At 37.7% G+C, this 25,035-nt stretch carries 23 protein-coding genes and 1 pseudogene; 9 read left to right on the top strand and 15 right to left on the bottom strand.

Features of this window, described 5'->3' with window-relative positions:
• Positions 1-5 precede the first annotated feature (5 nt).
• The 4 genes from dut to crp are packed head-to-tail and all read left to right on the top strand — an operon-like array spanning position 6 to position 2,056.
• The gene (gene dut / locus DV428_RS04015) at positions 6-461 is read left to right on the top strand and encodes a dUTP diphosphatase (RefSeq protein ID WP_005631431.1); all 456 of its coding nucleotides are present in this window, start codon (positions 6-8) and stop codon (positions 459-461) included.
• 3 nt (positions 462-464) lie between these two features.
• Positions 465-1,121 (top strand): nucleoid occlusion factor SlmA, encoded by a 657-nt coding sequence (slmA, locus tag DV428_RS04010; protein WP_005636931.1) that lies wholly within the window; start codon positions 465-467, stop codon positions 1,119-1,121.
• A gap of 21 nt (positions 1,122-1,142) precedes the next feature.
• Positions 1,143-1,394 carry a YheU family protein gene (locus DV428_RS04005; RefSeq protein ID WP_005631427.1) on the top strand — a complete coding sequence of 84 codons (252 nt, stop codon included), beginning with the start codon at positions 1,143-1,145 and terminating at the stop codon, positions 1,392-1,394.
• Positions 1,379-2,056: a cAMP-activated global transcriptional regulator CRP gene (gene crp, locus DV428_RS04000; RefSeq protein WP_005633332.1), complete on the top strand. Its 678-nt coding sequence runs from the start codon at positions 1,379-1,381 to the stop codon at positions 2,054-2,056. The genes DV428_RS04005 and crp overlap by 16 nt, the downstream gene beginning before the upstream one ends.
• Before the next feature lie 367 nt (positions 2,057-2,423).
• On the opposite strand, the gene rlmC is transcribed toward crp, so the two are convergent.
• The 10 genes from rlmC to rpmH all read right to left on the bottom strand — a co-directional run bounded on the left by rlmC (position 2,424) and on the right by rpmH (position 11,369).
• On the bottom strand, positions 2,424-3,602 hold the full coding sequence (gene rlmC, locus DV428_RS03995) for a 23S rRNA (uracil(747)-C(5))-methyltransferase RlmC (RefSeq protein WP_114908764.1): 1,179 nt from the start codon (positions 3,600-3,602) through the stop codon (positions 2,424-2,426).
• Positions 3,599-4,651, bottom strand: a complete 1,053-nt coding sequence (gene nagZ, locus DV428_RS03990) for a beta-N-acetylhexosaminidase (protein WP_114908763.1) — start codon at positions 4,649-4,651, stop codon at positions 3,599-3,601. The genes rlmC and nagZ overlap by 4 nt, the downstream gene beginning before the upstream one ends.
• 3 nt (positions 4,652-4,654) lie before the next feature.
• Positions 4,655-5,005 (bottom strand): YcfL family putative periplasmic lipoprotein, encoded by a 351-nt coding sequence (locus DV428_RS03985; protein WP_114908762.1) that lies wholly within the window; start codon positions 5,003-5,005, stop codon positions 4,655-4,657.
• On the bottom strand, positions 5,005-5,355 hold the full coding sequence (hinT, locus tag DV428_RS03980; protein ID WP_114908761.1) for a purine nucleoside phosphoramidase: 351 nt from the start codon (positions 5,353-5,355) through the stop codon (positions 5,005-5,007). Before hinT ends, DV428_RS03985 begins: the two co-directional genes overlap by 1 nt.
• Before the next feature lie 78 nt (positions 5,356-5,433).
• Entirely contained in the window at positions 5,434-7,302 is a 1,869-nt protein-coding gene (gene ppiD / locus DV428_RS03975) for a peptidylprolyl isomerase (protein WP_114908760.1), read from the bottom strand.
• A gap of 189 nt (positions 7,303-7,491) precedes the next feature.
• A complete protein-coding gene (gene mnmE / locus DV428_RS03970; protein WP_114908759.1) occupies positions 7,492-8,850 on the bottom strand; it encodes a tRNA uridine-5-carboxymethylaminomethyl(34) synthesis GTPase MnmE in 1,359 nt (452 codons plus the stop codon).
• Positions 8,851-9,010: 160 nt separating this feature from the next.
• Positions 9,011-10,639, bottom strand: coding sequence for a membrane protein insertase YidC (gene yidC, locus DV428_RS03965; protein WP_114908758.1), 1,629 nt, complete (start codon positions 10,637-10,639; stop codon positions 9,011-9,013).
• Positions 10,639-10,899, bottom strand: coding sequence for a membrane protein insertion efficiency factor YidD (gene yidD / locus DV428_RS03960; protein WP_005631409.1), 261 nt, complete (start codon positions 10,897-10,899; stop codon positions 10,639-10,641). Before yidD ends, yidC begins: the two co-directional genes overlap by 1 nt.
• Complete coding sequence (rnpA, locus tag DV428_RS03955) at positions 10,863-11,222, bottom strand: ribonuclease P protein component (protein WP_114908757.1); 360 nt, start codon at positions 11,220-11,222, stop codon at positions 10,863-10,865. The genes yidD and rnpA overlap by 37 nt, the downstream gene beginning before the upstream one ends.
• 12 nt (positions 11,223-11,234) lie before the next feature.
• A complete protein-coding gene (rpmH, locus tag DV428_RS03950; protein WP_005539760.1) occupies positions 11,235-11,369 on the bottom strand; it encodes a 50S ribosomal protein L34 in 135 nt (44 codons plus the stop codon).
• Between the two features lie 253 nt (positions 11,370-11,622).
• Between rpmH and dnaA the strand changes: the two genes are divergently transcribed.
• From dnaA to DV428_RS03930, 4 genes and pseudogenes are all read left to right on the top strand, one after another.
• Positions 11,623-12,987, top strand: coding sequence for a chromosomal replication initiator protein DnaA (gene dnaA, locus DV428_RS03945; RefSeq protein WP_005645860.1), 1,365 nt, complete (start codon positions 11,623-11,625; stop codon positions 12,985-12,987).
• Positions 12,988-13,000: 13 nt separating this feature from the next.
• Positions 13,001-14,101, top strand: a complete 1,101-nt coding sequence (gene dnaN, locus DV428_RS03940) for a DNA polymerase III subunit beta (protein WP_009499821.1) — start codon at positions 13,001-13,003, stop codon at positions 14,099-14,101.
• Between the two features lies 1 nt (position 14,102).
• Positions 14,103-15,182 carry a DNA replication/repair protein RecF gene (gene recF / locus DV428_RS03935; protein WP_114908756.1) on the top strand — a complete coding sequence of 360 codons (1,080 nt, stop codon included), beginning with the start codon at positions 14,103-14,105 and terminating at the stop codon, positions 15,180-15,182.
• 242 nt (positions 15,183-15,424) lie between these two features.
• Positions 15,425-20,187, top strand: a pseudogene (locus DV428_RS03930) (S6 family peptidase).
• 285 nt (positions 20,188-20,472) lie between these two features.
• On the opposite strand, the gene mtr reads toward DV428_RS03930, so the two are convergent.
• Positions 20,473-21,729, bottom strand: a complete 1,257-nt coding sequence (mtr, locus tag DV428_RS03925) for a tryptophan permease (RefSeq protein WP_114908755.1) — start codon at positions 21,727-21,729, stop codon at positions 20,473-20,475.
• 120 nt (positions 21,730-21,849) lie between these two features.
• On the opposite strand from mtr, the gene DV428_RS03920 reads away from it, so the two are divergent.
• A complete protein-coding gene (locus DV428_RS03920) occupies positions 21,850-22,629 on the top strand; it encodes a M48 family metallopeptidase (RefSeq protein ID WP_114908754.1) in 780 nt (259 codons plus the stop codon).
• Positions 22,630-22,672: 43 nt separating this feature from the next.
• Here the strand turns inward: DV428_RS03920 and DV428_RS09830 are convergent, their stop codons facing one another.
• From DV428_RS09830 to DV428_RS03900, 4 genes are all read right to left on the bottom strand, one after another.
• Positions 22,673-22,756: an IS3 family transposase gene (locus DV428_RS09830; RefSeq protein WP_114908753.1), complete on the bottom strand. Its 84-nt coding sequence runs from the start codon at positions 22,754-22,756 to the stop codon at positions 22,673-22,675.
• Positions 22,757-22,868: 112 nt separating this feature from the next.
• Positions 22,869-23,108 carry a hypothetical protein gene (locus DV428_RS03910; protein WP_114908752.1) on the bottom strand — a complete coding sequence of 80 codons (240 nt, stop codon included), beginning with the start codon at positions 23,106-23,108 and terminating at the stop codon, positions 22,869-22,871.
• A gap of 161 nt (positions 23,109-23,269) precedes the next feature.
• Positions 23,270-23,593 (bottom strand): helix-turn-helix domain-containing protein, encoded by a 324-nt coding sequence (locus DV428_RS03905; RefSeq protein ID WP_114908751.1) that lies wholly within the window; start codon positions 23,591-23,593, stop codon positions 23,270-23,272.
• 88 nt (positions 23,594-23,681) lie between these two features.
• Positions 23,682-24,998: an MFS transporter gene (locus tag DV428_RS03900; RefSeq protein ID WP_005634220.1), complete on the bottom strand. Its 1,317-nt coding sequence runs from the start codon at positions 24,996-24,998 to the stop codon at positions 23,682-23,684.
• Positions 24,999-25,035: the final 37 nt, after the last annotated feature.

Raw genomic sequence — 25,035 nt, 5'->3', positions numbered from 1 at the left:
ATTACATGAAAAAAATTGACGTAAAAATTTTAGATTCTCGCATTGGAAATGAATTTCCTCTGCCAACTTATGCAACTGAAGGTTCTGCAGGTCTTGATTTACGTGCATTAATCGATGAAAGCTTTGAAATTCAACCCGGTGAAACCAAATTAATTCCGACGGGGCTATCAATTTATATTGCGGATCCAAATTTAGCAGCAGTGATTTTGCCTCGCTCGGGTCTTGGCCATAAACATGGTATTGTACTTGGCAATCTAGTGGGGTTAATTGACTCCGATTATCAAGGGCCATTAATGGTATCAATGTGGAACCGTGGAAATGAACCATTCAAAATTGAAGTCGGCGATCGCATTGCTCAACTTGTTTTCGTGCCAGTAGTACAAGCTGAATTTAATATTGTAGAAGATTTTCAACAAACCGAACGTGGTGAAGGCGGTTTCGGTCATTCAGGTAAACAATAATTTATGGTAGAAGAACAATTATCTTTATCAGGCGTGGAAGAGATTGCGCCTAAAATTGAAACACCAAAAATTGAAAAAAGAACGGTAAAAGAACGTCGTCAACAAGTGCTTACTGTGTTGATACATATGCTTCATTCCGAACGTGGCATGGAGCGTATGACAACGGCTCGTCTAGCAAAAGAAGTTGGAGTATCTGAAGCTGCGTTATATCGTTACTTTCCAAGCAAAACAAAAATGTTTGAAGCCTTGATCGAGCATATCGAAAATACTCTATTAAGCCGTATTACCGCTTCTATGCGTAACGAAACCCAAACAATGAATCGCATTCATGATATTTTACAAACGATCTTAGATTTTGCCCGTAAAAATCCTGGGTTAACTCGAATTCTAACTGGTCATGCATTAATGTTTGAAGATGCGCAATTGCAAGTTCGAGTCGCACAATTTTTTAATCGTCTTGAAATGCAGTTTGTTAATATTTTACAGATGCGAAAATTGCGTGAAGGACGAGGCTTTAATGTGGATGAACGCATAATTGCTTCACATTTAGTGACATTATGTGAAGGACAATTTATGCGCTATGTTCGTACTAATTTCCGTCTGAATGCAAGCCAGTCTTTCGAACAACAATGGCGTTTTATCGAGCCACTTTTTGCCTAATTGACTTTACCGAGTAAATATATGATTATTCCTTGGCAAGAACTAGAAGCAGAAACATTAGATAATATCGTAGAAAGCGTAATTTTACGCGAAGGAACCGATTACGGTATAGAAGAACTTTCACTCAACCAAAAAAAACAACTTTTACTGACTCAAATTCGCAATGGAATTGCGGTGATTGTATGGTCTGAATTGCATGAATCCATTGACATCAAAAATAAAACGGAATTTTTGAAACAGGAATGTAAGGAGCACGAATGTCAAATGAATTAACCGAAATTGATGAAGTTGTAACCTCCTCTCAAGAAGAAGAGACAACTCAACGAGATCCAGTTTTAGATTGGTTTCTTACTCACTGCCATTTACATAAATATCCCGCAAAATCGACTTTAATTCACGCAGGTGAAGATGCAACGACACTTTATTATGTCATTAAAGGCTCTGTAATGGTGTCAGCAAAAGATGATGAAGGTAAAGAGATGATTCTCACTTATTTGGGGGCAGGACAATTCTTTGGTGAAGCTGGATTATTTGATGAAGGTTCAAAACGATCTGCTTGGGTAAAAACAAAAACAACATGTGAAATTGCTGAGATTTCTTATAAAAAATATCGTCAATTAATTCAAGCAAACCCAGAAATCTTAATGTTTTTAACCGCACAACTGGCTAGACGTTTACAAAATACTTCACGCCAAGTCAGTAACCTTGCATTCTTAGATGTGGCAGGCCGTATTGCTCAAACGCTAATGAACTTAGCTAAACAGCCTGACGCAATGACACATCCTGATGGGATGCAAATCAAAATTACACGTCAAGAAATAGGGCAAATGGTGGGTTGTTCACGAGAAACTGTAGGACGCATTATTAAAATGTTAGAGGATCAGAATCTTATCCACGCTCATGGAAAAACAATCGTTGTATATGGCGCAAGATAATTTTTCATCATAATTTATTCAAAATAAAACCACCCAAAAATCAATTTGGGTGGTTTTTATTTAATTAGAAATAATATTCAAAACATTAATTGACAATTAATATAAAGGATTCTATCATTACTCAAATTCTTACAAATATAGTGGGAAGACAGGATTGGTCTCCTGATATAGTGGCTTTTAAAGGTTTATAACCTTATTGCATAGTTTTATGCCGCAAAAGCTAGAACACCAAGATGCATTTTCTAATCTATGGTGGGCTAGGTAGAAATCCCGCAGGGATGCGTGCAGTAAGCCACTTGCTGTTAAGACCAATTCTGCTTAGTTCCACCACCCTTCTTTCAAATTCCCTAGCTTTTTCTATCTCACCTTAATTAATCTTTTTTCTTTCTAGTAAAACTAATACTTCATAGTGAGATGTTTGCGGAAACATATCAAAAAGTTGAATTTTCAATGGTTTATAACAAGTGAGATACTGTAAATCTTTACCCATTGTCACGGCATTGCAGCTGGAATACAAGATAAAGTGCGGTTGAATTTGGTTAAGAAATTCACTTAATTCCTTTCCAATTCCACGACGAGGCGGATTTACAATCACAAGGTCTGGCTTATTCTCATCTTGATTTTTCATCACACTCGCCGCATCGAGAGATTGGAAATTTACATGTTCTAACCCCAATATTTTGGCGGAATGAGTCGCTGCAAAAATAGCGGATGAGGAGATTTCAATTCCAGTTAACTCAATACTTTTTCCCCATTTTTCCTGTAAAGCTTTAGCGCAATGTAAGCCAAATCCTCCCACACCACAAAATAAATCCCAGACTTTATAAATTGGTAATTCTCTTACCCATTGCTGAGCGGTTGCATATAATCCCGCCGCCACTTTAGGATTGGTTTGAAAGAAACCTTGTGGGCGAATAAAGAGCGGAATACCGTTGAAATTCTCTGGCAAAAATTGTTGTTCTGTCAGAAAAATTTCTTGTTCACCTTCTAAAATGGCCGCGTGCTGTGGTTGTAAATTAATGCTAACTACTTCTAAGTGCGGTAATTTTTCCAATAATTTAGGTAATTCTCGACGAATTAATGGCAATTTATTTTCTGTGCGCAACACAAAGCGCAACATTAATTTTTTTGTTGCAATACTTTCTGTCAGCAAAATATATTTAAGCTCGCCTTTTTGCTTAGCAATATTATAAGGCACTAAACCAGCACGACCGATAAAATCCTTCAGAATAGGAAAAACGAGTGAAAACCGAGTGGGATAAAGGGAACAACCACACAAATCAATCGCACTTTGTGGATCATTAGGATTTTTTAAAATGCCAAGTATCGGGCGTTCAACACTGCCACTAACAACCATTTTAGCTTTATTACGAAAGCCATGTTCATCAGATTCAAAAGGAGCCAACCACTGAGTTCCATCACAATTAATAGGAATCAATTGCTGTTTTAAATGATGTTGTTTTTCAGTTAGCTGCTGACTATAAGGTATTTCAAGCCATTGACAAGAACGACATTTATTTTGTTGATAATATCGACAATCAATCATTTTCTTGCAGCCTGAATATCTAGCCAACGGCTTTGAATATCTGCGAGATTTCGGTGATTCAGTTTCCAACGTAGATCTGAAACCAGATCATTCCAATCGATCACTCTACGTTTAAATAAATTTTGTAAGCGAGCTTGACGAGCCATAAAGTGCGGTTCATTCTCATTAATTTTTAGATTATCTAATACTTGAATGACACCTTCACGTTCATTGCACAGTAACAAAAGATCACAACCTGCATTGAGTGCTTTTTTGCTACGCTCTACAAAATCGCCCATTACGCCAGCACCTTTCATACCGAGATCATCGGAAAAAATTGCACCTTGGAAATTTAATTGTTTTCGTAAGATTTCTTTCAACCAATATTCTGAACCACTTGCTGGTTGACTATCACATTGTCTATAAATGACATGCGCAGGCATAATGGCATCGAGTTTATTTTGTGAAATCAACTGTTGGAAAGGTTGGAGATCGCCACTAAAAATTTCGTCTTTTGCGCGATCATCATAAGGTGTTTCTAAATGAGAATCAGCTAATACATGGCCATGACCGGGGAAATGTTTACCTGTAGATGCCATACCTGCTTGATGCATACCATCAATAAAAGCGGTTGCTAAATTTACCGCACTTTTTACATCAGATGAAAAACTGCGATCACCAATCGCTCGACATTCATGCCCCAAATCCAACACGGGCGCAAAACTCAAGTCAATATCCAAGGCAATCATTTCTGCTGCCATTTGCCACCCCGCTTCTTTAGCAAAACTCACTTGTTCAGTTGTTGACAGTGTTTCTTGAAAAGCCTGCATTGAAGGCAACATCGTGAAGCCATCACGGAAACGTTGAACTCGTCCACCTTCTTGATCCACCGTAATCAATAACGGCTTTTTCACTCGTTGACGAACAGAACGAATTAATTCTTGAATTTGTCCTCTGTCTTCAAAATTTCGAGTAAATAAAATCAATCCCGCAACAAGAGGGTGCGAAAGTAACTCAACTTCCTCTTGTTCCAACTCTTTTCCTTTTAAATCAATTAACAACGTGCTCATAAATTATTTTAAATAAAGGCGGTAATTTTTACTTTCTACAGTGGGTTTAATTAAATCGATCGATTTCTCTTCTTGTGGTTTTAGCAACACTTGAGCGGAATAGCTTTCTTGCTGATTTTCCCAAGTTTGGGTTACCCCTAAATGATCGTACCAATATAAGTAGTAACTTATATTCAAAAGTTGCTGACTTTTGTTTTTTATAAGCGCTGATTTTTGGCTTGTTTCAACTTGAATTAAAGGTGAAAGATTAGATGTGATATTCAAAATCGGCTTCGTTGAATAAGTTAAGTTTTCTACTGAACTTGAACAAGCAGCGAGCATAAGGCTCGCCAAAATTAAAAAATATTTTTTCATTATTTAACTAACATTCTACCTAAAGATTCACCACCGACTAAATGCATATGTAAATGGAATACTTCTTGTCCACCATGTTTATTACAATTCACAATTAGGCGATAACCGTCTTCCGCAATACCTTCTTCTTTAGCGAGCTTAGCCGCCACGCTAAATAATCGACCTAGAGCTACTTCATCTTGCTCCGTTACATCATTCACTGTTGGGATGACTTTATTTGGAATGATCAAAATATGTGTTTTAGCTTGTGGTGAAATATCACGAAACGCAGTGACTAATTCATCTTGATAGACGATATTTGCAGGAATTTCTTTACGGATAATTTTGCTGAAAATTGTTTCTTCTGCCATTATTTGCTCCCTATAAAAAAGTGCGGTGAATTTACCGCACTTTTTATCAAAATTTATCTGAGATTGCAATTTAATCAATTATTGCTGTGCTTCATCATCTTGATTGATGAAAGAATCATTTACTTCAATTTTTGCTCTCTCACGCAATCCTTGCATTAATTGCGCTTGAACTTCAGCCTGACTTGTACGTAATAATTGAGCACTAAATTGGCTTAATTCTTTATCGTTAAGCACGCCGTCTTCTACTTTATTTAGAGCAATAATAACTACATCGCCTTTCTCATTAGGAGCAACTTGGTAAACCGTTTTACCTGATTCTGGTTTAGCAATTGAGAATACGCCATTTGTTAAAATTGGATCTTTATTTTCACTTAAAGTAAAAGTTTGCTCACTTGAGAAATTAATTCCATCCACTTTCGATTCAGCATTTTCGCTTAATGCTTTCACCGCTTGTTGTGCTTTTTCGTTAAGCACATTTTCAGCCTTCTGGCGTTTTAAGAACATTTCAATATCTGCTTTCGCATCTTCCAATGTTCTCACACCTTCAGGTTTGTGCTCTAACACACGTACTACAATAGCGTGATAATCGCCAACATTCAAAGGTTCTGAATTAGCACCACCGTTGGCAATATCAGATTCAAAAACGGCAGAAACTACATTAGGGAAATTTAATTCTGCAGGTACATTTTGACGAGAAAAATAACCGCTCTCTTGAACTTTAACACCTGCAACTTGTGCCGCGGTATTCAGTGATTTGCTATCCTCAAAAGCCTTATCACGCACTTGCTTTTCAATTGCGTAATAACGATTTTCTAACAAGGATTTACGAACTAAATCTGCAACCTGTGCTTTCACTTCATCTAAAGTTTGAGCTTTACGTTCTTGCACTAAAACAATATGGTAATTGCCATCCACATTGATTGGTTGGCTATATTGACCTACCTGCAATGCAGCTGCAGCATCTTCAAAAGCTTTTGGTAATTCATTCGCATTTACCCAACCTAAATCACCACCATTCTCACCAGAAACTTTATCTAAAGATTTAGCTTTAGCTACATCAGCGAAATTTGCGCCTTTTTGTAATTCATCATAAGCAGACTTAGCATCTTGCTCATTTGCAAATTGAATATGTGCTAAACGCTGAGTCATAAATTGAGCTTTATTATCTTGATAATATTGCGCAATTTCTACATCTTTAACTTCGATACCTTTTTCGATTTGGCTACCAGAGAGATCAATATATTGAACCTTCACTTGTTCTGGCTGAACAAAAGATTTTTGATTAGTTTCGTAATAAGCTTTAATTTCATCATCAGATACCGATTGCTTTGCCATTTCATCTGTAAGAGATAATGTTGCTAAACGAGCTGAACGCTTTTGAAAGAAAACTTCCGCGGTATTTTTTGCTTGGGCAGGCACGATAAATTCACTGTTAGCAACACCACTTTGCATTTGTTCAAGGGTTAATGCGCTACGCAAAATAGCCGCATAACCATCTGACGTTAAGCGATTTTGTTGTAATACTTGTTGATAAACACCGTTATCAAATTTGCCATTAACTTGAAAATTAGGATCTGTCACGATTGCTCGTTTAATCATTTCATCGCTCACGCCTAATTTTAATTCTTTCGCATATTGACGAAGCAACTCTTGATCAATCATTCGATTAATGGTGCTTTGACGAAGTGCGGTAACAAATTCAGGAGAATCTGACTGAGCCATAAATGCTTCGCCTTCGCGTTGTGCACGAGCCTCAAATTCTTGGTTGTAGCGATTTAAAAAATCTTGTTGCGAAATCACTTCACCATTAACTTTTGCAGCATAAGTATCATTTGAACTAAAAAGATAGCCAGACATACCGCCGACTAAAAACGATAAAGTAATCAAACCCAAAATAAACTTAGCTACCTTTGAATTTGATAAATTGTGCATTTTTTCAATTAACATTCTATAACCCTTGTTATAAACATAAAATTTTCCCCGATTATAATCTAAACGTAGAAAATTAGCATCTTAAAAAGTGAAAACACCGTGCTCATAAAGCAAGCTAATACCAATTCCAATCAGCACTATGCCACCAAAAATCTCCGCTTTTGATCTCAATTTTTGCCCAAGAAGATGATTGCTCTAGATCTCCTATTTTCCAATGCAGAAAGAGCTAAAAATATTGCCGAGTAAATCATCGGATGTAAATTGACCAGTAATTTCACTTAAATGGGTTTGTACTAAGCGCAATTCTTCCGCTAAAAGTTCTCCTGCATGAAATTCTGTGAGTTGAACCAAACCGATTTGTAAATGCTCTGCAGCTTTCTCAAGTGCATCTAAATGACGACGACGAGCTAAAAAACCCCCTTCCATGCCAGTTTGGAAACCCATTGCTTGTTTCAAATGTTCACGTAAAAGTTGTACACCATCATGCGTTTGAGCGGAAAGACTAATTATTTGATAACCGCCCTGTTCGCTTTCATTTGCTTGCTCACCATTTAAATCAATTTTGTTTCGAACAATAGTGACAGGCAACGTTGTGGGTAATTTTGCTAAAAATTCTGACCGCACTTTGCTTAAATCTGCACTTTCAGGATCGCTACTATCTAACATCAAAATGATACGATCGGCTTGTTCAATCTCCGTCCATGCGCGAGAAATGCCAATGCGCTCGACTTCATCGGTTGCATCTCGAAGACCCGCGGTATCAATAATATGCAATGGCATGCCGTCAATATGAATATGCTCACGCAGTACATCGCGAGTTGTACCTGCAATATCCGTTACTATAGCTGCTTCGCGGCCAGCAAGCGCATTCAGCAAGCTCGATTTACCTGCATTCGGACGACCGGCAATCACCACTTTCATGCCCTCACGTAAAATAGAACCTTGTTTGGCTTCAGAGCGAACATCTTCCAACTGATTAATAATACCGCGTAAGTTTGCTTCAATTTTTCCATCCGCTAAGAAATCAATTTCTTCATCAGGAAAATCAATGCTCGCTTCTACATAGGTGCGCAAATAAATCACAGAATCAACTAATTCATTTACTTTCTTTGAAAATTCACCTTGCAAAGATTTTAATGCTGAGCGTGCGGCTTGTTCTGATGTTGCATCAATTAAATCCGCAATGGCTTCCGCTTGAGCAAGATCCAATTTATCATTCAAAAAAGCTTGTTCAGAAAACTCACCCGGTCTCGCTAAACGGATTCCATCAATTTGTAGAATACGTTTGAGTAATAAATCTAATACAACCTGCCCACCGTGACCTTGCAATTCCAATACATCCTCACCAGTAAATGAATGTGGTGATTTGAAGTAAAGGGCAATCCCTTGATCTAAAACAGTGCCATCAGCATCTTTAAAAGGGAGATAATCAGCCATTCTTGGCTTAGGACATTTTCCCAACACCGCTTGTGCAACTTCTATTGCTAAAGGCCCAGAGACTCTTAAAATCCCAATACCACCACGACCTGGCGCAGTAGCTTGAGCAACGATTGTTTCTTTCATAAAAAACTCTTTAAAATCTAGCCGCACTTTTAATTTAGAAGGATAACGCTTATCCCTGTTTCTTCTAAAAAGAAACTCTATCTCTACAAAATGCGGAATATATTAAGATCAAATAATAAAGAAAGGCACTATTCGTGCCTTTCTTTTTGCCAGTTAGTGACTATTTCTTACGGGAATGTAACCCTTTTTTCTCTAACCCTCGATAAATTAATTGTTGTTGAACAATAGTGATTAAGTTAGATACCAACCAATACAACACTAAACCAGCAGGGAACCATAAGAAGAAGAACATAAAGACTAATGGCATAAAGTTCATCACTTTTTGCTGCATTGGATCAGCCACTGGCGTTGGCGACATTTTTTGCAACAAGAACATTGAGATCCCCATTAAAATAGGGAAAATATAATAAGGATCTTGTGCTGATAAATCTTGAATCCAACCAAAGAATGGAGCATGGCGTAATTCAACAGCTTCCATAAATGTCCAATATAATGCGATAAAGATTGGCATTTGAAGAAGAATTGGTAAACAACCACCGAGTGGATTTACTTTTTCTTCTTTGTAAAGTTTCATCATTTCTTGGCTCATACGTTGACGATCATCACCAAAACGTTCACGCATTTCTTGCATTTTAGGTTGCAACATACGCATTTTAGCCATTGATGTATATTGTGCTTTCGTAAGTGGATACAAAATTGCTTTCACAACGATTGTTACACAGATAATCGCTAAACCCCAGTTAGATACAATCCCTTGAATAAAGGTTAATAACCAGAATAACGGTTTAGCAATAAACCAAGCCCAACCGTAATCAACGGTTAAATCTAAGTGATTTGCCACAGTAGCCATTTGATTTTGAAGTTTAGGGCCAGTCCATAATGAACTTGTAATTGTCTCTTGACCACCAGCAGGAATAGTGACAACAGGACCACGATAACCAATTGAAGCGACATTATTTTTAGTATCTGTAATTGTGTAAAGTTGATTATTTACATCTTGATTAGGAATCCAAGCCGATACGAAATAATGCTGTAATACTGCAACCCAACCGGCTTTAGTATCAATAGAAAGATTATTATCCTTCATATCGCCAAAACTATATTTTTTATAGTTTGTTTCTGAAGAAGAATATGCGCCACCAGTATAAGTTGGCATTGCGACATTACCAGAGCTTTCAACAATAGAATGTTTTAATTGACCATAAGGCTCTACTTCAATAGCTTGACCACTTTGGTTATCAATCTTGTAATCTACGCCTAAATCATAGCTACCACGTTTTAATACGAAGATTTTTTGATAAGTCACACCATCTTTTTCAAAAAGAAGAGGCACTGAAAGAGATGCTTGACCATCTGCTAATTTAAAATTATCACCTTCAATTTGATATTGCGCACGACCAGAACGAGTATCGATACCGTTTTTACCAATTAAACCACTTTGTGCAATATACACATGTTCTTTGGTGTCTTTTAATAACTCAAACGGTGTTTTTGAATCCAATTCAGCATCATATTTTAGTAATTCAGAACTAATTACATCACCGCCTAAAGTATCAACTTTCAAACGGAATACATCGTTTTCAAGGGTAATAATACGGCCATGAGTTTGAGAATCTGCTACAACTTGTGAATTAGAATAAGGAGAACTTGCCGGAACATCAGAATTGGCAGTCATTGAAGTTGTTTGTTCAGTTTGCACAGGTGGATTTTTATCCAACTGCCATTGCTGATAAACAAGGAAAGAAATAAAAATTAGCGCTAACACTAATAGGCTACGTCTTGAGTCCATTATTTTTTCTCATCGTTATTATTGATTTTAGGTGGAACAGGATCGAATCCACCAGCGTTCAAGGGGTGACATTTTAATACACGTTTTAGAGTAAGCCAACTACCTTTTAACAATCCATGTGTTTTTAACGCTTCAATGCCATAGCAAGAACAAGTAGGCACAAACCGACAACGCGGCCCGATAAGAGGACTAATAACAAGTTGATAGAAACGAATAAATCCAATTAAGATTTTTGCACCAAACGAATGTGTCGTTGCCATAATTTTTCTAAGATTTGCACAAAAGAGCTATTATCAAGCTTACCAATACCACCTTTTGCAACAAAAACAAAATCACATGCTGGTAAACAATGTTGCGATAAACGAAAGCTTTCTCGCACTAAGCGTTTAATACGATTACGATCATGAGCTCGTTTTAAATGTTTTTTAGCGACAGTTAAACCTAAGCGAGGGTGCTCAAGATTATTTTTTCTGGCAAGGATGGTTATTTCTGGAGTGCTAGCTCTGAACGGTTGTTCGAAGACATTTTTGAATTGAACGGGAGTTAACAAACGTAACTCCCTTGAAAAGTTCAGCTTAACCACTAAGAACGGTGATTATGCAGATAAACTTTTACGACCTTTAGCACGACGACGCGCTAAAACTTGACGGCCATTTTTAGTTGCCATACGAGCACGGAAACCGTGAGTACGACTACGTTTTAATACAGAAGGTTGAAATGTACGTTTCATTGTAATCTACCTAAATCCAGATTATGAGTTAATAAAAATAGAGCGCAATTTTAATCATAAAATACGCGTTCGTCAAATAAGAAACGGAAATTTTTCGGGAAAAACTCTCGGACTTCCAAAATCGGGGGATTATACGGATTTTTATATAAATCTCAAGCCGATTTTTTAGAAGATCTTTCCACGTATTTATTGTAAAATCTCCGCCAATTCTTACCGCACTTTTCTCTATTACAAAAACAACAAGGATCCTTTTGTGAATCTCTCAAATCTTTGGCAAAGTTGCCTGTTACAACTTCAAGATCAAGTTTCAGCCAGTGATCTCAGCACTTGGCTTCGTCCTTTACAGGCTGATGTGGTGGCAGATAACCACATTGTTTTATATGCTTCTAATATGTTTGTGAAAGGTTGGGTGGAAACTCATTATCTCGCACAAATCCAGCAAATTTGTCAAACACTTGCACAAAATCCCGAACTGCGTATTTCTTTAAAAGAAGGGGTCAAACCTGCACCTAAAGTAGTAGAAAGTGCACCAAGTGGCAATCCTAAAACAGAAAGTGCGGTAGATTTTCAAGCTGAATCTAGTGCTTCAGTAAAATTTGAATCGCATCTCAATACTAAACACTTATTTGATAATTTTGTTGAAGGTAAATCGAACCAGCTCGCACGCGCAGTCGGTCAAAAACTTGCTCAAGCACCAGGCGAACCTTCGGCCAATCCTTTCTTTTTATATGGTGGTACAGGCTTAGGTAAAACTCACTTGTTACACGCGATTGGCAACGGCATTTTAGCCAATAAGCCGAATGCGCGTGTGCTTTATATTCACGCAAATAACTTTATGCAACATATGGTAAAAGCAGTGCGTGATAATAAAATGGATCAGTTCAAAAAATTCTATCGTTCTCTCGATGCACTTTTAGTGGATGACATTCAATTTTTCGCTGAAAAAGAAAAAACTCAAGAAGAATTCTTCCATATATTCAATAACTTATTTGAAACTGGTCGGCAAATCATCTTAACATCAGATCGTTATCCTAAAGAAATTGAAAAAATTGAAGAACGTTTAAAATCACGTTTTGGCTGGGGCTTAACAACAGCCATTGAGCCGCCCGATCTTGAAACTCGTGTAGCGATTTTATTGAAAAAGGCGGAAGAACATAATATGAACTTGCCAGAAGAAGTTGCTTTCTTCATTGCTCAACGCTTGCGTACCAACGTGCGTGAACTCGAAGGTGCGTTAAATCGCGTAAAAGCAATGCAAGACTTCAAAGGTGGCGACATTGATATTGATTTCGTGCGTGACACCTTAAAAGATATTTTGGCTCTGCAAGAACGTCTGGTTACTATTGAAAATATTCAAAAAGTGGTGGCTGAATATTATCGAATTAAGGTTTCAGATTTAAAATCAAAAAGCCGTGCACGTTCAGTCACTCGTCCACGCCAAATTGCAATGGCATTAGCAAAAGAATTAACAAACCGCAGTTTGCCTGAAATCGGTCGCGCCTTTGACCGTGATCACACAACCGTATTAAACGCTTGCCGCGAAGTACCAAAATTCCGCGAGCAAGACAATAGCATTCAAGAAGATTGGGCGAATTTAATCCGCACTTTGTCCGCATAAAAAGGAGAACGCAATGCAATTTAGTATTTCAAGAGAAAATTTATTAAAACCGTTGCAACAAGTATGTGGCGTATTGAGTAATCGCCCAAATATTCCAGTATTAAACAACGTGCTGTTGCAAATTGAAGATAATCGATTGACTATCACGGGCACAGATTTGGAAGTCGAACTCTCTAGTCAAACTCAGCTTTCATCGTCTTCTGAAAATGGCACCTTTACGATTCCAGCAAAAAAATTCTTAGATATTTGCCGCACTTTATCTGATGATTCAGAAATCACGGTTACTTTTGAAGAAGACCGTGCATTAGTACAATCTGGGCGTAGCCGCTTTACGCTGACAACCCAACCTGCCGAAGAATATCCCAACCTCACGGATTGGCAGTCTGAAGTAGATTTTGAACTACCGCAAAATACCTTGCGCCGTTTAATTGAAGCCACTCAATTTTCCATGGCAAACCAAGATGCCCGCTATTTCTTAAATGGTATGAAGTTTGAAACAGAAGGCAATTTATTGCGTACAGTGGCGACAGATGGCCATAGACTTGCAGTCTGCACCATCTCGCTTGAGCAAGAATTACAAAATCATTCTGTGATTTTACCGCGTAAAGGCGTGTTAGAACTGGTTCGTTTATTAGAAACAAGCGATGAACCAGCACGTTTACAAATCGGTACTAACAATTTACGTATTCATCTAAAAAACATTGTATTTACATCAAAATTAATTGATGGTCGTTTCCCTGACTATCGCCGAGTGCTGCCTCGTAATGCAACGAAAATTGTCGAAGGCAGCTGGGAAATTCTTAAACAAGCCTTTGTTCGCGCATCAATTTTATCGAATGAGCGTGTGCGTAGCGTGCGTTTAAATTTAAGCGAAAACCAACTAAAAATTACCGCCTCCAACACCGAACATGAAGAAGCGGAAGAAATCGTGGATGTCAATTACAATGGCGAAGAATTAGAAGTGGGCTTTAATGTCACCTATATTCTTGATGTGCTAAATGCGCTTAAATGCAATCAAGTTCGCATGCGCCTAACTGATGCCTCTTCTAGTTGCTTAATCGAAAACTGCGAAGACAGCAGCAGCGAATATGTAATTATGCCAATGCGTTTATAATATGGCGATTTCGCGCTTACTGGTCGAAAAATTTCGTAACTTAACAGCCGTGGATCTTGATTTTGATCCCGGCTTTAACTTTTTGGTCGGCAACAATGGCAGCGGGAAAACAAGCTTATTAGAAGCCATTTTTTATCTTGGTCACGGACGCTCATTCAAAAGTGCGGTAACAAATCGCATCATTTCTTACGACGAACCTCACTTTACCTTATTTGGACAAATCCAAGAAAGCCAACATCAATGGTCTGTGGGATTACAAAAACTTCGTCAAGGCAACACGTTAGTAAAAATTAACGGAGAAGATGGCAATAAAATTTCCGATCTTGCGCATCTTTTGCCAATGCAATTAATCACCCCAGAAGGCTTAACCTTACTCAATGGTGGACCAAGTTATCGCCGAGCATTTTTGGATTGGGGACTTTTTCACCATCAAACAAGTTTTTATACTGCTTGGAGCAATCTTAATCGATTACTCAAACAAAGAAATTCAGCGCTTGCACAAAATCAACCCTACTCCGCTATTAAAGTTTGGGATGTCGAGCTTGCCAAACTCGCGCATCAAGTGAGTCAATGGCGTGCCGACTATGCAGAAGCGCTACGCCCTGAAATCGAGCAAACTTGCCAACTTTTCCTCCCTGAATTAGAAATTAATGTCAGCTTTCATCAAGGCTGGGAAAAAAATACAGATTACGCAGAGGTTCTTGAGCAAAATTTTGAACGAGATCGCGCTTTAAATTACACATTTTCAGGCCCTCAAAAAGCCGATTTTCGTTTCAAAGCGCAAGGATTGCCAGTAGAAGATGTACTTTCTCGTGGACAGCTTAAACTTTTAATGTGCTCATTAAGACTGGCTCAAGGCGAGCATTTAATGAAAGAAAAACAACGCCATTGTATTTTTTTGATCGATGATTTTGCATCAGAATTGGATCAATATAAGCGAGCACTGTTGGCAGAACGATTACAACAAAGTGGATCACAAGTATTTGTTACCGCCATTACTCAAGAACAATTAAAAGAGATGCAAGTCGAAAACAGAAAAATGTTTTCAGTCGATAATGGAATCATTAAAACCTTAGATTAGCTCCCAAAGTGCGGTGAAAAATAATTGAATTTTTAAAAGTTAGACATAATTATCATTAGCCAGTAATTTATTGGTGAATATAATTCACTTTTTGAACAAATTATGGTAGAAAAGCGCCCCTAAAATAAAACTGACAAATTAACACCGCAACACATCTTCAAGATTTGAATCACCTCATAGCCGTATATAAAACTGGTCCTATCAAATCTACTTTTTAAAATCAATTTATAAGGACAGCCAACATGCTAAATAAAAAATTCAAACTTAACTTTATTGCCCTAACTGTCGCCTATGCGCTAACCCCTTATACAGAAGCCGCATTAGTTAGAGACGATGTGGATTATCAAATATTCCGTGATTTTGCAGAAAACAAAGGAATGTTCTCTGTGGGGGCAACAAATGTGCTGGTAAAGGATAAAAATAATAAAGATTTGGGCACTGCCTTACCTAACGGTATTCCGATGATTGATTTTAGTGTGGTAGATGTAGATAAACGAATTGCCACGTTGGTGAATCCACAATATGTAGTAGGCGTGAAACACGTTGGTGGTAATGTGGATGAACTTCATTTTGGGAATTTAAATGGAGAGAGAAGGTATGGAAACTCCATTCAACATCGAGATGTATCATCAGAAGAAAATAGATACTTGACCGTTAATAGAAATGATTTTCCATCCACTCCTAATGCAAAAGATGAGCAAAAACGTCGTGAAGATTATTACATGCCACGATTAGATAAATTTGTAACAGAGGTTATACCTATAGAACCTTCAACTTCGAATAGCACTAAAGGCGAATATAACAATACAGAAAAATACTCATCTTTCGTTAGAATTGGAAGTGGAACACCTTTTGTCTATAAAAAGGGAGCTAATTATAGCTTAATTTTAGACCATCGTGAGGTTGGAGGTAGCGACTTAAATTTAGTTGGTGAAGCTTATAGATATGCTATCGGCGGAACACCTTATGAAGTTAATCACGAAAATGATGGACTAATTGGATTTGGAGTTGCCAATAGATATAGGGATCCTAAGACCTTATTATCACAAGATCCACTGACCAATTATGCTGTTTTAGGAGACAGCGGATCCCCACTTTTTGTTTATAACAAAGATAAAGGTAAATGGCTTTTCCTTGGAGCCTATGATTTCTGGGGGGATATAACAAAAAATCTTGGCAAGAATGGAATATTTATAAATCTGACTTTGCTAAAACTGTTTATAGCAGAGATACTGCAGGTTCATTGACCAATCCTAATACAGAATATAATTGGAAAACTATAAATAACAAATCAAGTGTCATTTCTAATAGTTCTGAAACGTTGAATGTTGATTTATCTGATGGAAAAAATAACCCTAATCATGGCAAAAATGTTACGTTTAATGGAAGTGGAACAATTACCTTAAACAATGATATTGATCAAGGTGCTGGCGGATTATTTTTTGAAGGTGATTATGAAGTTAAAGGCACTTCAGATAATTCTACTTGGAAAGGAGCGGGTGTATCTGTCGAAAAAGGAAATACCGTTGTATGGAAAGTGCATAATCCTCAATATGATCGATTAGCTAAAATTGGTGAAGGTACTTTAGTTGTACAAGGAAAAGGAGAAAACAAAGGGCAACTAAAAGTAGGAGATGGAAAAGTTATCCTAAAACAAGAGGCTGATTCTTCGGGAAAAGTTAAAGCTTTCTCTATGCTTGGAATTGTAAGCGGTCGCCCAACTGTTGTTCTCACAGATGAAAAACAAGTAGATCCTAGCTCTATTTACTTTGGATTTAGAGGGGGACGATTAGATTTAAACGGTAATTCACTTAAATTTGATCACATTAGAAATATTGATGAGGGAGCTAGATTAGTTAATCACAATACCAGTAAATCCTCTAATGTAACTATTACTGGGGATAATTTGATTACTGAACTAGGCAAGATAACTATATATCGCCCACAACCTGAAGAGGTAGAACAACCTTTTCTTAATCGAACCGCGAAATATGGACAAAACCTTTATTACAGTAATTATTGCTATAAATATTACACATTAAAAAAATCAGGTAGCCTCCGCGCTGAAATGCCTTGCAATGGAAAAGAAAGTAATCAAGATTGGCTATATATGGGTGAAAATGAAACAGATGCCAAAATAAATGTAATGAATCATATCAACAATGAGCGTATGAATGGTTTTAATGGCTACTTTGGTGAAGATGATGGTAAAGGTACAAATGGTGAATTAAATATCACTTTTAGCGGTAAAACCGATCAAAATCGCTTTTTATTGACAGGCGGAACAAACCTTAACGGTGAATTAAAAGTTGAAAAAGGTACATTATTCCTTTCTGGCAGGCCTACACCACACGCAAGAGATATTGCTAATATTTCTTCAACGGAAAAAGATCAACACTTTACTGAAAATAATGAAGTGGTGTTAGAAAATGACTGGATTGACCGCACTTTTAAAGCAACCTCAATGAAAGTGAGTGGCAATGCCACCCTTTATTCAGGACGCAATGTTGCAAATATTACGTCTAATGTCACAGCCTCAGATAGTGCGCAAGTGCATATTGGCTATAAAGCTGGCGATACGGTTTGTGTACGTTCTGACTATACGGGCTATGTGACTTGCCATAATAGCAATTTATCGGAAAAAGCCCTCAATAGCTTTAATGCCACCAATGTATCTGGCGATGTTAATTTAACTGGAAGTGCAAACTTTACCTTAGGCAAAGCCAATTTGCATGGCTCAATTCAGGCAGGTGGAAACAGCCAAGTACGTTTAACCGAAAATAGTAAATGGTATTTAACTGGCGATAGCAATGTTAATCACTTAAATGTAGACGATGGACATATTCATTTAAATACAGCAGAGAATGAAAACAGTGTGAAAAAATATAACACGCTGACTGTGAATAACTTATCAGGCAATGGGCATTTCTATTACTTGACTGATCTTACTGATAAGCAAGGCGACAAAGTAGTGGTAAAAAACTCTGCTTCAGGTGATTTTAAATTAAATGTGAAAAGTAAAACAGGAGAACCTAATCACAATGAACTCACGCTTTTAGATGCTTCAGATGCTCAAAAAGATAATTTAAATGTGTCATTAGTTGGGAATACCGTTGATTTAGGTGCTTGGAAATATGAATTACGTAAAGATAATGGAATTTATCGCTTATATAATTCAGAAGTTGAAAAAAGATATCAAACCACAAAAGCTACTCAAGTAGATCATAAAAATGAAGAAACAGTTAATGTTGTTGATACTCCTCTACCCACTCCAAATTCTGCGACGACCACAAATGTAGCCCCAAAAAATCAAGATAACGATTTTAATAGAACTGACATAGGACATTCAATTGTTATTGATATACCTGAGCAAGTAATGATTACACATCAAAGCCCAGATGGGGAAATCTTAGCAGAATACGTTGTATTAAAATCTGCATTTAATAATTCACTTGATAAAAATAAAAAATCTTTTAATGGATTAATTGCGACCGAAATGAAATCGAGCGGAAAAAATGCTTATATTATTACTTACAAAAAAGTAGAGGCTGTTGAACCGCAAAATAAACCTGAAGAGACTGAAACTTCCTCTCAGTCTGAAGTAAATAAATCAGAAACAGCTCAACCTGAAAATACAACGGCAGAAACAGTAACGCCTGAAAAACGCCCTGAGGAAACCGCTCCACCAGAAGTGAGTGTGACTGATAATTCTACTCAGCCTGAAGCAGGCAAATCAGAAAAAGCTCAACCTGAAAATACAGCGGCAGAAACAGTAACACCTGAAAAACGCCCTGAGGAAACCGCTCCACCAGAAGTGAGTGTGACTGATAATTCTACTCAGCCTGAAGTAAATAAATCAGAAACAGCTCAACCTGAAAATACAACGGCAGAAACAGTAACGCCTGAAAAACGCCCTGAGGAAACCGCTCCACCAGAAGTGAGTGTGACTGATAATTCTACTCAGCCTGAAGTAAATAAATCAGAAACAGCTCAACCTGAAAATACAACGGCAGAAACAGTAACGCCTGAAAAACGCCCTGAGGAAACCGCTCCACCAGAAGTGAGTGTGACTGATAATTCTACTCAGCCTGAAGCAGGCAAATCAGAAAAAGCTCAACCTGAACTGCGAGATCTCATTAGTAAAAACACCAATGCTGTACTTTCTGACTCAATGGTAAAAGCACAATTTATTGCATTAAATGTTGGAAAAGCGATTTCTCAACATATTAATCAACTAGAAATAAATAATGAGGGGCAATATAGCGTTTGGGTATCTAATTCTTCGATGAACGAAAATTATTCCTCAAGCCAATATCGTCGTTTTAATTCTCAAAGTGTAAGAAGCCAATTAGGCTTAGATAAATCTGTGACGAGAAATATTCAACTAGGTGGTATATTGACTTATGTTCGGAATAGTAACAGCCTTGATGAGGCAACAAGTAAAAATACTCTAGCACAAGTTAATTTCTATTCTAAATATTATGCGGATAATCATTGGTATTTGGGCATTGATTTAGGCTACGGCAAGTTCCAAAGCAACCTACAAACCAATAATAATGCTAAATTTGATCGTTATACCACACAAATAGGCCTAATAGCCGGCAAAGCGTTTAACATAGGGAATTTTGGGATTAAACCAAGTGTAGGTATTCGTTATGGCTACTTATCAAGCTCTAATTTTGCATTAGGTCAAGATCGCATTAGAGTAAACCCTATATCCGTCAAAACAACCTTTGCTCAACTTGATTTAAGTTATACCTATAACTTCGGCGAGTTTTCCATTACACCAATTTTGTCTGCTCGATATGATGTAAATCAAGGCAACGGAAAAATTAATGTAAATGGATATGATTTTGCTTACAACGTTGAAAATCAACAACAATACAATGCTGGCCTTAAATTTAAATACCATAATGTAAAATTAAGTTTAATTGGCGGATTAACAAAAGCGAAACAAGCAGAGAAACAAAAAACTGCTGAAGTAAAACTAAGTTTTAGTTTTTAATACGCCTCTTTGAATTAGCGTTCTAGATGGCAAAGCCCTATGTATGATTTGCACCCCAAAAGTTGAACGAAACAATCAACTGATTAAGGTGCAAATTTTTTATGGTTAAATCCCCCGTCATTTAAACAATAAGTGATCAATTTTTGATCTTTAACACAGTAAAAATTGCTTTCAGTGTAAAATAAAAGGACTAAGCCCTGTGAGTTACAGAACTCAGTCCTTAATTTAACAATCTAACTTTTTGAGAGTTAATCAGTTATACACCTTTATTGTATCGAGTAAAACTTATCCTGTGAAATTGGCAAACCACCCTAAATTTGCGCCGACTTGTGCCACAATGTTTAACACACCGAATAAGATCACAAAGCCAATCATAAAATTACTGCCATACACTTTATAAGTCGCATTTGGGAATTTTTGGCGACTTGCTTTAACAAGCAGTGCCGGCACGATTGCAGCCCAAATGGTTGCAGCTAATCCCGCATAACCAATGGCAATCACAAAGCCATAAGGGAATTGTAAACTTAACAATAGCGGTGGTAAAAATGTCACTAATGTGGTTTTTGTTCGTCCTAACAAGCTATCGTCAAATTTAAACAGATCCGCAATATAATCAAATAGGCCTAAAGTTACGCCTAAGAATGATGTGGCAATCGCCATATAAGCAAAGAAATTTAATGCGACGGCAAGGTATTCTACTTCAATATATTTATGTAATGCCTCTAGTAATGCGGAAACATCGCCGCCTTTTTCAATTACCGGAGCAAATTCATTGCGAGGTAAATTACCTTGCACAGCAAGTTGCCATAAAATATAAATTACGAGTGCTAATCCCGTACCGATGAAGATTGATTTCATGACTCGGCGACCATCACGGTTGTAATATTTTACTAAGCTAGGCACATTTCCGTGGAAACCAAAGGACACTAAACAAACTGGAAGTGCGGTGAATAAATAAGGTAAATATGTTTGTTCGCCTTCAGTAACGGTATTGAATAAAACTTCTGTTTTTACAGAGCTTAATAAACCGGTAGTAGAAAGGAAAAAAGCGACCACCATCCCGACAATTAACACGGTTGTGAAACGGTCCACAGCTTTGGTTGAAAGCCACACGAAGGCTGCAAGGATAAGGCAGAAAATTAAAGATCCTGAAGTTCTTCCAATATCCACCGCACTTTCAGCAGAGCCGAATGCTTGGTTGAGCAGATTTTGAGTAATGCCTCCGCCAGAGGTGATGTAGGCATAAGTCAGAATATACAAGACGAAGGCAACGGAAAGACCATTGATAATATTCCAACTTTTTCCTAATAAATCTTTAACGATGGTGTCAAAACTTGAACCTGTTGGATAATGTAGATTAGCTTCTAGGATCATTAATCCTGATGTTGTCATACAAAACCAAGTATAAATTAAAGCGAGAATCGAACCAATAAACCATACACCAGCCGTTGAAGTTGGGTTAGCCAGCATGCCTGCACCAATAGCTGTACCCGCGATGATCATCGCGCCGCCTAAGAGAGAAGGTAATTTTTGTTGTGTCATAAAATGCCCCTAAAATAAACTTACACTATTATAGTAGTGCAAAAGGAAAGTTCAATATATTTATATCGACAAAAAATAATAAATTCATATAATCTGCGTTAGTTCAAAAAAGGATCACTTATGAAAAAACAACTTAAAAGTTTTGCTTTTACGCTATTAGCTAGTTCACTTATCACTGCTTGTGCTGATTCGGCTTCTATAAATCGAGAGGCAGCGAGTAGTTATGCACAAGAAATGGGAAAAATTCGTACTCAGGGGGCAATTGATACTTCATCAAATACCGCAAAACGAATTCACCATGTGTTTCATAAAATGGTGAATTATGCAAACCAGGCTAATGAGACTGGACAGCAATTTAACTGGCAAATTAATGTGATTAAGTCAAAAGAATTGAATGCTTGGGCTATGCCTGGCGGTAAAATGGCGTTCTATACTGGGTTAGTTGATACCTTACAACTTAATGATAACGAAATCGCGGTGGTAATGGGGCATGAAATGGCTCATGCATTAAAAGAGCATGGTAAAGCTAAAACTAACTTTGGAACCGTTAGTAATATTGTTGGGGCCATTGGAGGGACAGCATTATCCATTGCAGTTGGGACAGATGTGACTGATTTGGTTTCGCTTACTAAAGATTTTGCTTTAGACAAACCTTATTCTCGTAGTGCTGAAACTGAGGCAGATGAAGTGGGATTAATGTTAATGGCTCGTTCTGGATACAACCCACAGGTAGCGCCAGGATTGTGGCAAAAAATGGCAAAAGTGTCTGGTGGTTCTCGAGGTGCTCTTGATGTGTTAGCTTCTACTCATCCTAGCGATCAGTCTCGTCAAGAAAACTTACAACGTTTATTACCTGAAGCAATGGAGCTTTATAAAGCCGCTAAAGATAAAAATGGCTAAATAAATTTAGTCAAAAAAATGATCTGCCCCAAAATCTGGACGATTAATTCAAGGACTGACAACGATATCGTATCGGACTCCGTCCTTTTAATTTCAGTTGGATCCGACGGTGGTTATAATAGTCCAAGTAATCCCTTACCTATTCACCTATCTATTCTTTCGTTTTATTGAGTTATACCCTGCTCAGCAAGTATTCTACGATAAGCACTCATCTGATACTGCCAGCCTTGGTCTGAATGTTAAATCAAGCTCTCAACCTTATTCTGGCGTTTGCCCGCCATGTTTAACATTGACTTGTGCCCCATCTTTTGCTTTACCGTTACCCATTTTTGATTCGGGGCAATATGGCCTATTGTGCCTCGATAGGTCATGAATTTCTTGCGTTTTCTTAACCGCACTTGGCGTCCGAGTACCGCATTAGAAGTTGGATTTTCTTGTGATTTATCGTTGCCAGACAGGCTGAACACTTCGGTAGCCATAATCAGGATGATTGGCTTTGATGCGTTTAATGGCCTTTTCAGCTGCGCCCCCTTATCCAGTTTAATCTGAAGTTTAGCAAAAAATGCACTACGTGCTAACCGTACAAATCCTAAAAGCCATTTTAATGGGTAATGCGTTCTTAACCTTTGGATAATTTCCTTTACTCGGTTTCGTCCTGAAATCTGCTCCTTCTCAATTCATTTAGGTAGGCTTCAAGCTGTAAAATTCTCAGGCGTAAACGCTCTTCTTCAGTTTTGGGTGGCGGTGGCATTTTTGCATATTTGGGTTTCATCGGCGGTCGTCCTGATGGTTTACGGAGAATAAGTTCTTTTATGCCACTTTTTTCAAACCTTTTTAACCACGTCCCGACTAGGGCGTTGGAAGGAATATTGTAAAAACGCGCAGCTTCTCTAATACTCATTTTTCCATTCAAAATAGGGTGGAGAGCCTGTAATTTAAATTCTATTGTGTAATGTTTACCCATAAAAAAATCTGCACCTCAATTGTTGGTTGTTGAGACCAACTTTTAGAGTGCAGATCAAATTTTCACCGTTCTTTTTTCTTAAATAGAATTAGATTTGTGTTAAATCTACGTTTTTAGTTTCTTTTGACGCTAATAATGCCAATAGCGTCATGAGTGCATTGATTGCTAAATAAATACCTACGCCCATCACGCCAAATGATGCATTAATTTTTAAAGAAATCATCGCCGCAATCGTTGCACCAATAATTGATGCTAAATTATAAGCAAGAGATGCGCCTGAATAACGGACTTCCGTTGGAAATAATTCTGGCAATAGCGCAGCCATTGGACCAAATGTCATCCCCATGATCGCCATACCAATTACTAAAAATGCAAATACGCTCATTGGGGTACCATTTTCTAAGAAGAATGGCATGGTTAAACCGAGCACACCAACAGCCACCGTCACCCAAATCAACCATTTACGGCGACCAATTTTATCGGCATAAACACCAGAAATACTGATAAAAATACCAAATACAATAGCACTAATTAATAACAAGCCAGTAAATGTATTTGCTGGGATACCTAAGCCAAGCGCATAACCTGCTTCAGAAAGCTTTGGTGCTGTTCGAGAATATGCCTGAGCAAAAGCCGTCATAATGTAAAACAGAGAATAAGTTGCCACCATGATAAATGTGCCAATAACCATTGGTTTTAAGTGTTTAGTAAAAACAACACTCACTGGTGCATTCAATTTTTTCCCTTTTTGCTCCGCTTCCACAAATACATGGCTTTCGTGTAAAGTTAAGCGAACATATAAGCCGACAGCGACCAATAAAACGGAAGATACAAACGGAATACGCCATGCCCATTCCACAAGAGCATCTTGCCCGAGGAAATAGCTGACTAAGAAGAATGTTGCATTTGCTACAAATAAGCCGATTGGCGCACCTAATTGAGGGAAAGTACCGTACCAAGCTCGTTTGCCTTCTGGCGCATTTTCTGTGGCGACTAAAGCTGCACCACCCCATTCGCCCCCAAGTCCAATACCTTGACCAACACGGCATACGCAAAGCAAAATTGGCGCCCAGATACCGATTTGAGCATAGTTAGGAAGTAAACCAATTACTACTGTTGAACCGCCCATTAAAACAAGGGAGGCAACCAAGGTTTTTTTACGACCAATTTTATCACCAAAGTGACCGAATAATGCAGAACCAATTGGACGTGCAAAGAATGCTAAAGCAAGCGTAGAAAGAGAAAGTAAATCATTAGAAAGCGGATCATCGCTATGGAAGAATTGCGTATTGAAAACTAATACAGCGGCAGCCGCATAGATATAATAATCAAAAAATTCGATTGCCGTACCGACCATCGAGGCTAACGCCACTTTCATCGGATTATTACGAAGTTGTGTAGACATTGTGTTTCCTTAGTAGTTTATTATAAAGAGAAAGGAT

The sequence above is a fragment of the Haemophilus haemolyticus genome, from assembly GCF_003352385.1.
In the GTDB taxonomy this organism is placed as follows: domain Bacteria; phylum Pseudomonadota; class Gammaproteobacteria; order Enterobacterales; family Pasteurellaceae; genus Haemophilus; species Haemophilus haemolyticus_I.
Note: the sequence above shows the minus strand (reverse complement) of the source record. Positions and strands in the feature narration are given on the sequence as shown.

Coding starts and splice junctions, on each gene's coding strand:
- ppiD (WP_114908760.1), bottom strand. CDS start 7,302: ATGTTAATTGAAAAAATGCACAATTTATCAAATTCAAAGGTAGCTAAG.
- hinT (WP_114908761.1), bottom strand. CDS start 5,355: ATGGCAGAAGAAACAATTTTCAGCAAAATTATCCGTAAAGAAATTCCT.
- DV428_RS03920 (WP_114908754.1), top strand. CDS start 21,850: ATGAAAAAACAACTTAAAAGTTTTGCTTTTACGCTATTAGCTAGTTCA.
- DV428_RS03910 (WP_114908752.1), bottom strand. CDS start 23,108: ATGGCTACCGAAGTGTTCAGCCTGTCTGGCAACGATAAATCACAAGAA.
- DV428_RS03985 (WP_114908762.1), bottom strand. CDS start 5,005: ATGAAAAAATATTTTTTAATTTTGGCGAGCCTTATGCTCGCTGCTTGT.
- nagZ (WP_114908763.1), bottom strand. CDS start 4,651: ATGAGCACGTTGTTAATTGATTTAAAAGGAAAAGAGTTGGAACAAGAG.
- DV428_RS03905 (WP_114908751.1), bottom strand. CDS start 23,593: ATGGGTAAACATTACACAATAGAATTTAAATTACAGGCTCTCCACCCT.
- yidD (WP_005631409.1), bottom strand. CDS start 10,899: ATGGCAACGACACATTCGTTTGGTGCAAAAATCTTAATTGGATTTATT.
- recF (WP_114908756.1), top strand. CDS start 14,103: ATGGCGATTTCGCGCTTACTGGTCGAAAAATTTCGTAACTTAACAGCC.
- mtr (WP_114908755.1), bottom strand. CDS start 21,729: ATGACACAACAAAAATTACCTTCTCTCTTAGGCGGCGCGATGATCATC.
- slmA (WP_005636931.1), top strand. CDS start 465: ATGGTAGAAGAACAATTATCTTTATCAGGCGTGGAAGAGATTGCGCCT.
- mnmE (WP_114908759.1), bottom strand. CDS start 8,850: ATGAAAGAAACAATCGTTGCTCAAGCTACTGCGCCAGGTCGTGGTGGT.
- DV428_RS03900 (WP_005634220.1), bottom strand. CDS start 24,998: ATGTCTACACAACTTCGTAATAATCCGATGAAAGTGGCGTTAGCCTCG.
- dnaN (WP_009499821.1), top strand. CDS start 13,001: ATGCAATTTAGTATTTCAAGAGAAAATTTATTAAAACCGTTGCAACAA.
- rlmC (WP_114908764.1), bottom strand. CDS start 3,602: ATGATTGATTGTCGATATTATCAACAAAATAAATGTCGTTCTTGTCAA.
- dut (WP_005631431.1), top strand. CDS start 6: ATGAAAAAAATTGACGTAAAAATTTTAGATTCTCGCATTGGAAATGAA.
- rpmH (WP_005539760.1), bottom strand. CDS start 11,369: ATGAAACGTACATTTCAACCTTCTGTATTAAAACGTAGTCGTACTCAC.
- yidC (WP_114908758.1), bottom strand. CDS start 10,639: ATGGACTCAAGACGTAGCCTATTAGTGTTAGCGCTAATTTTTATTTCT.
- crp (WP_005633332.1), top strand. CDS start 1,379: ATGTCAAATGAATTAACCGAAATTGATGAAGTTGTAACCTCCTCTCAA.
- DV428_RS04005 (WP_005631427.1), top strand. CDS start 1,143: ATGATTATTCCTTGGCAAGAACTAGAAGCAGAAACATTAGATAATATC.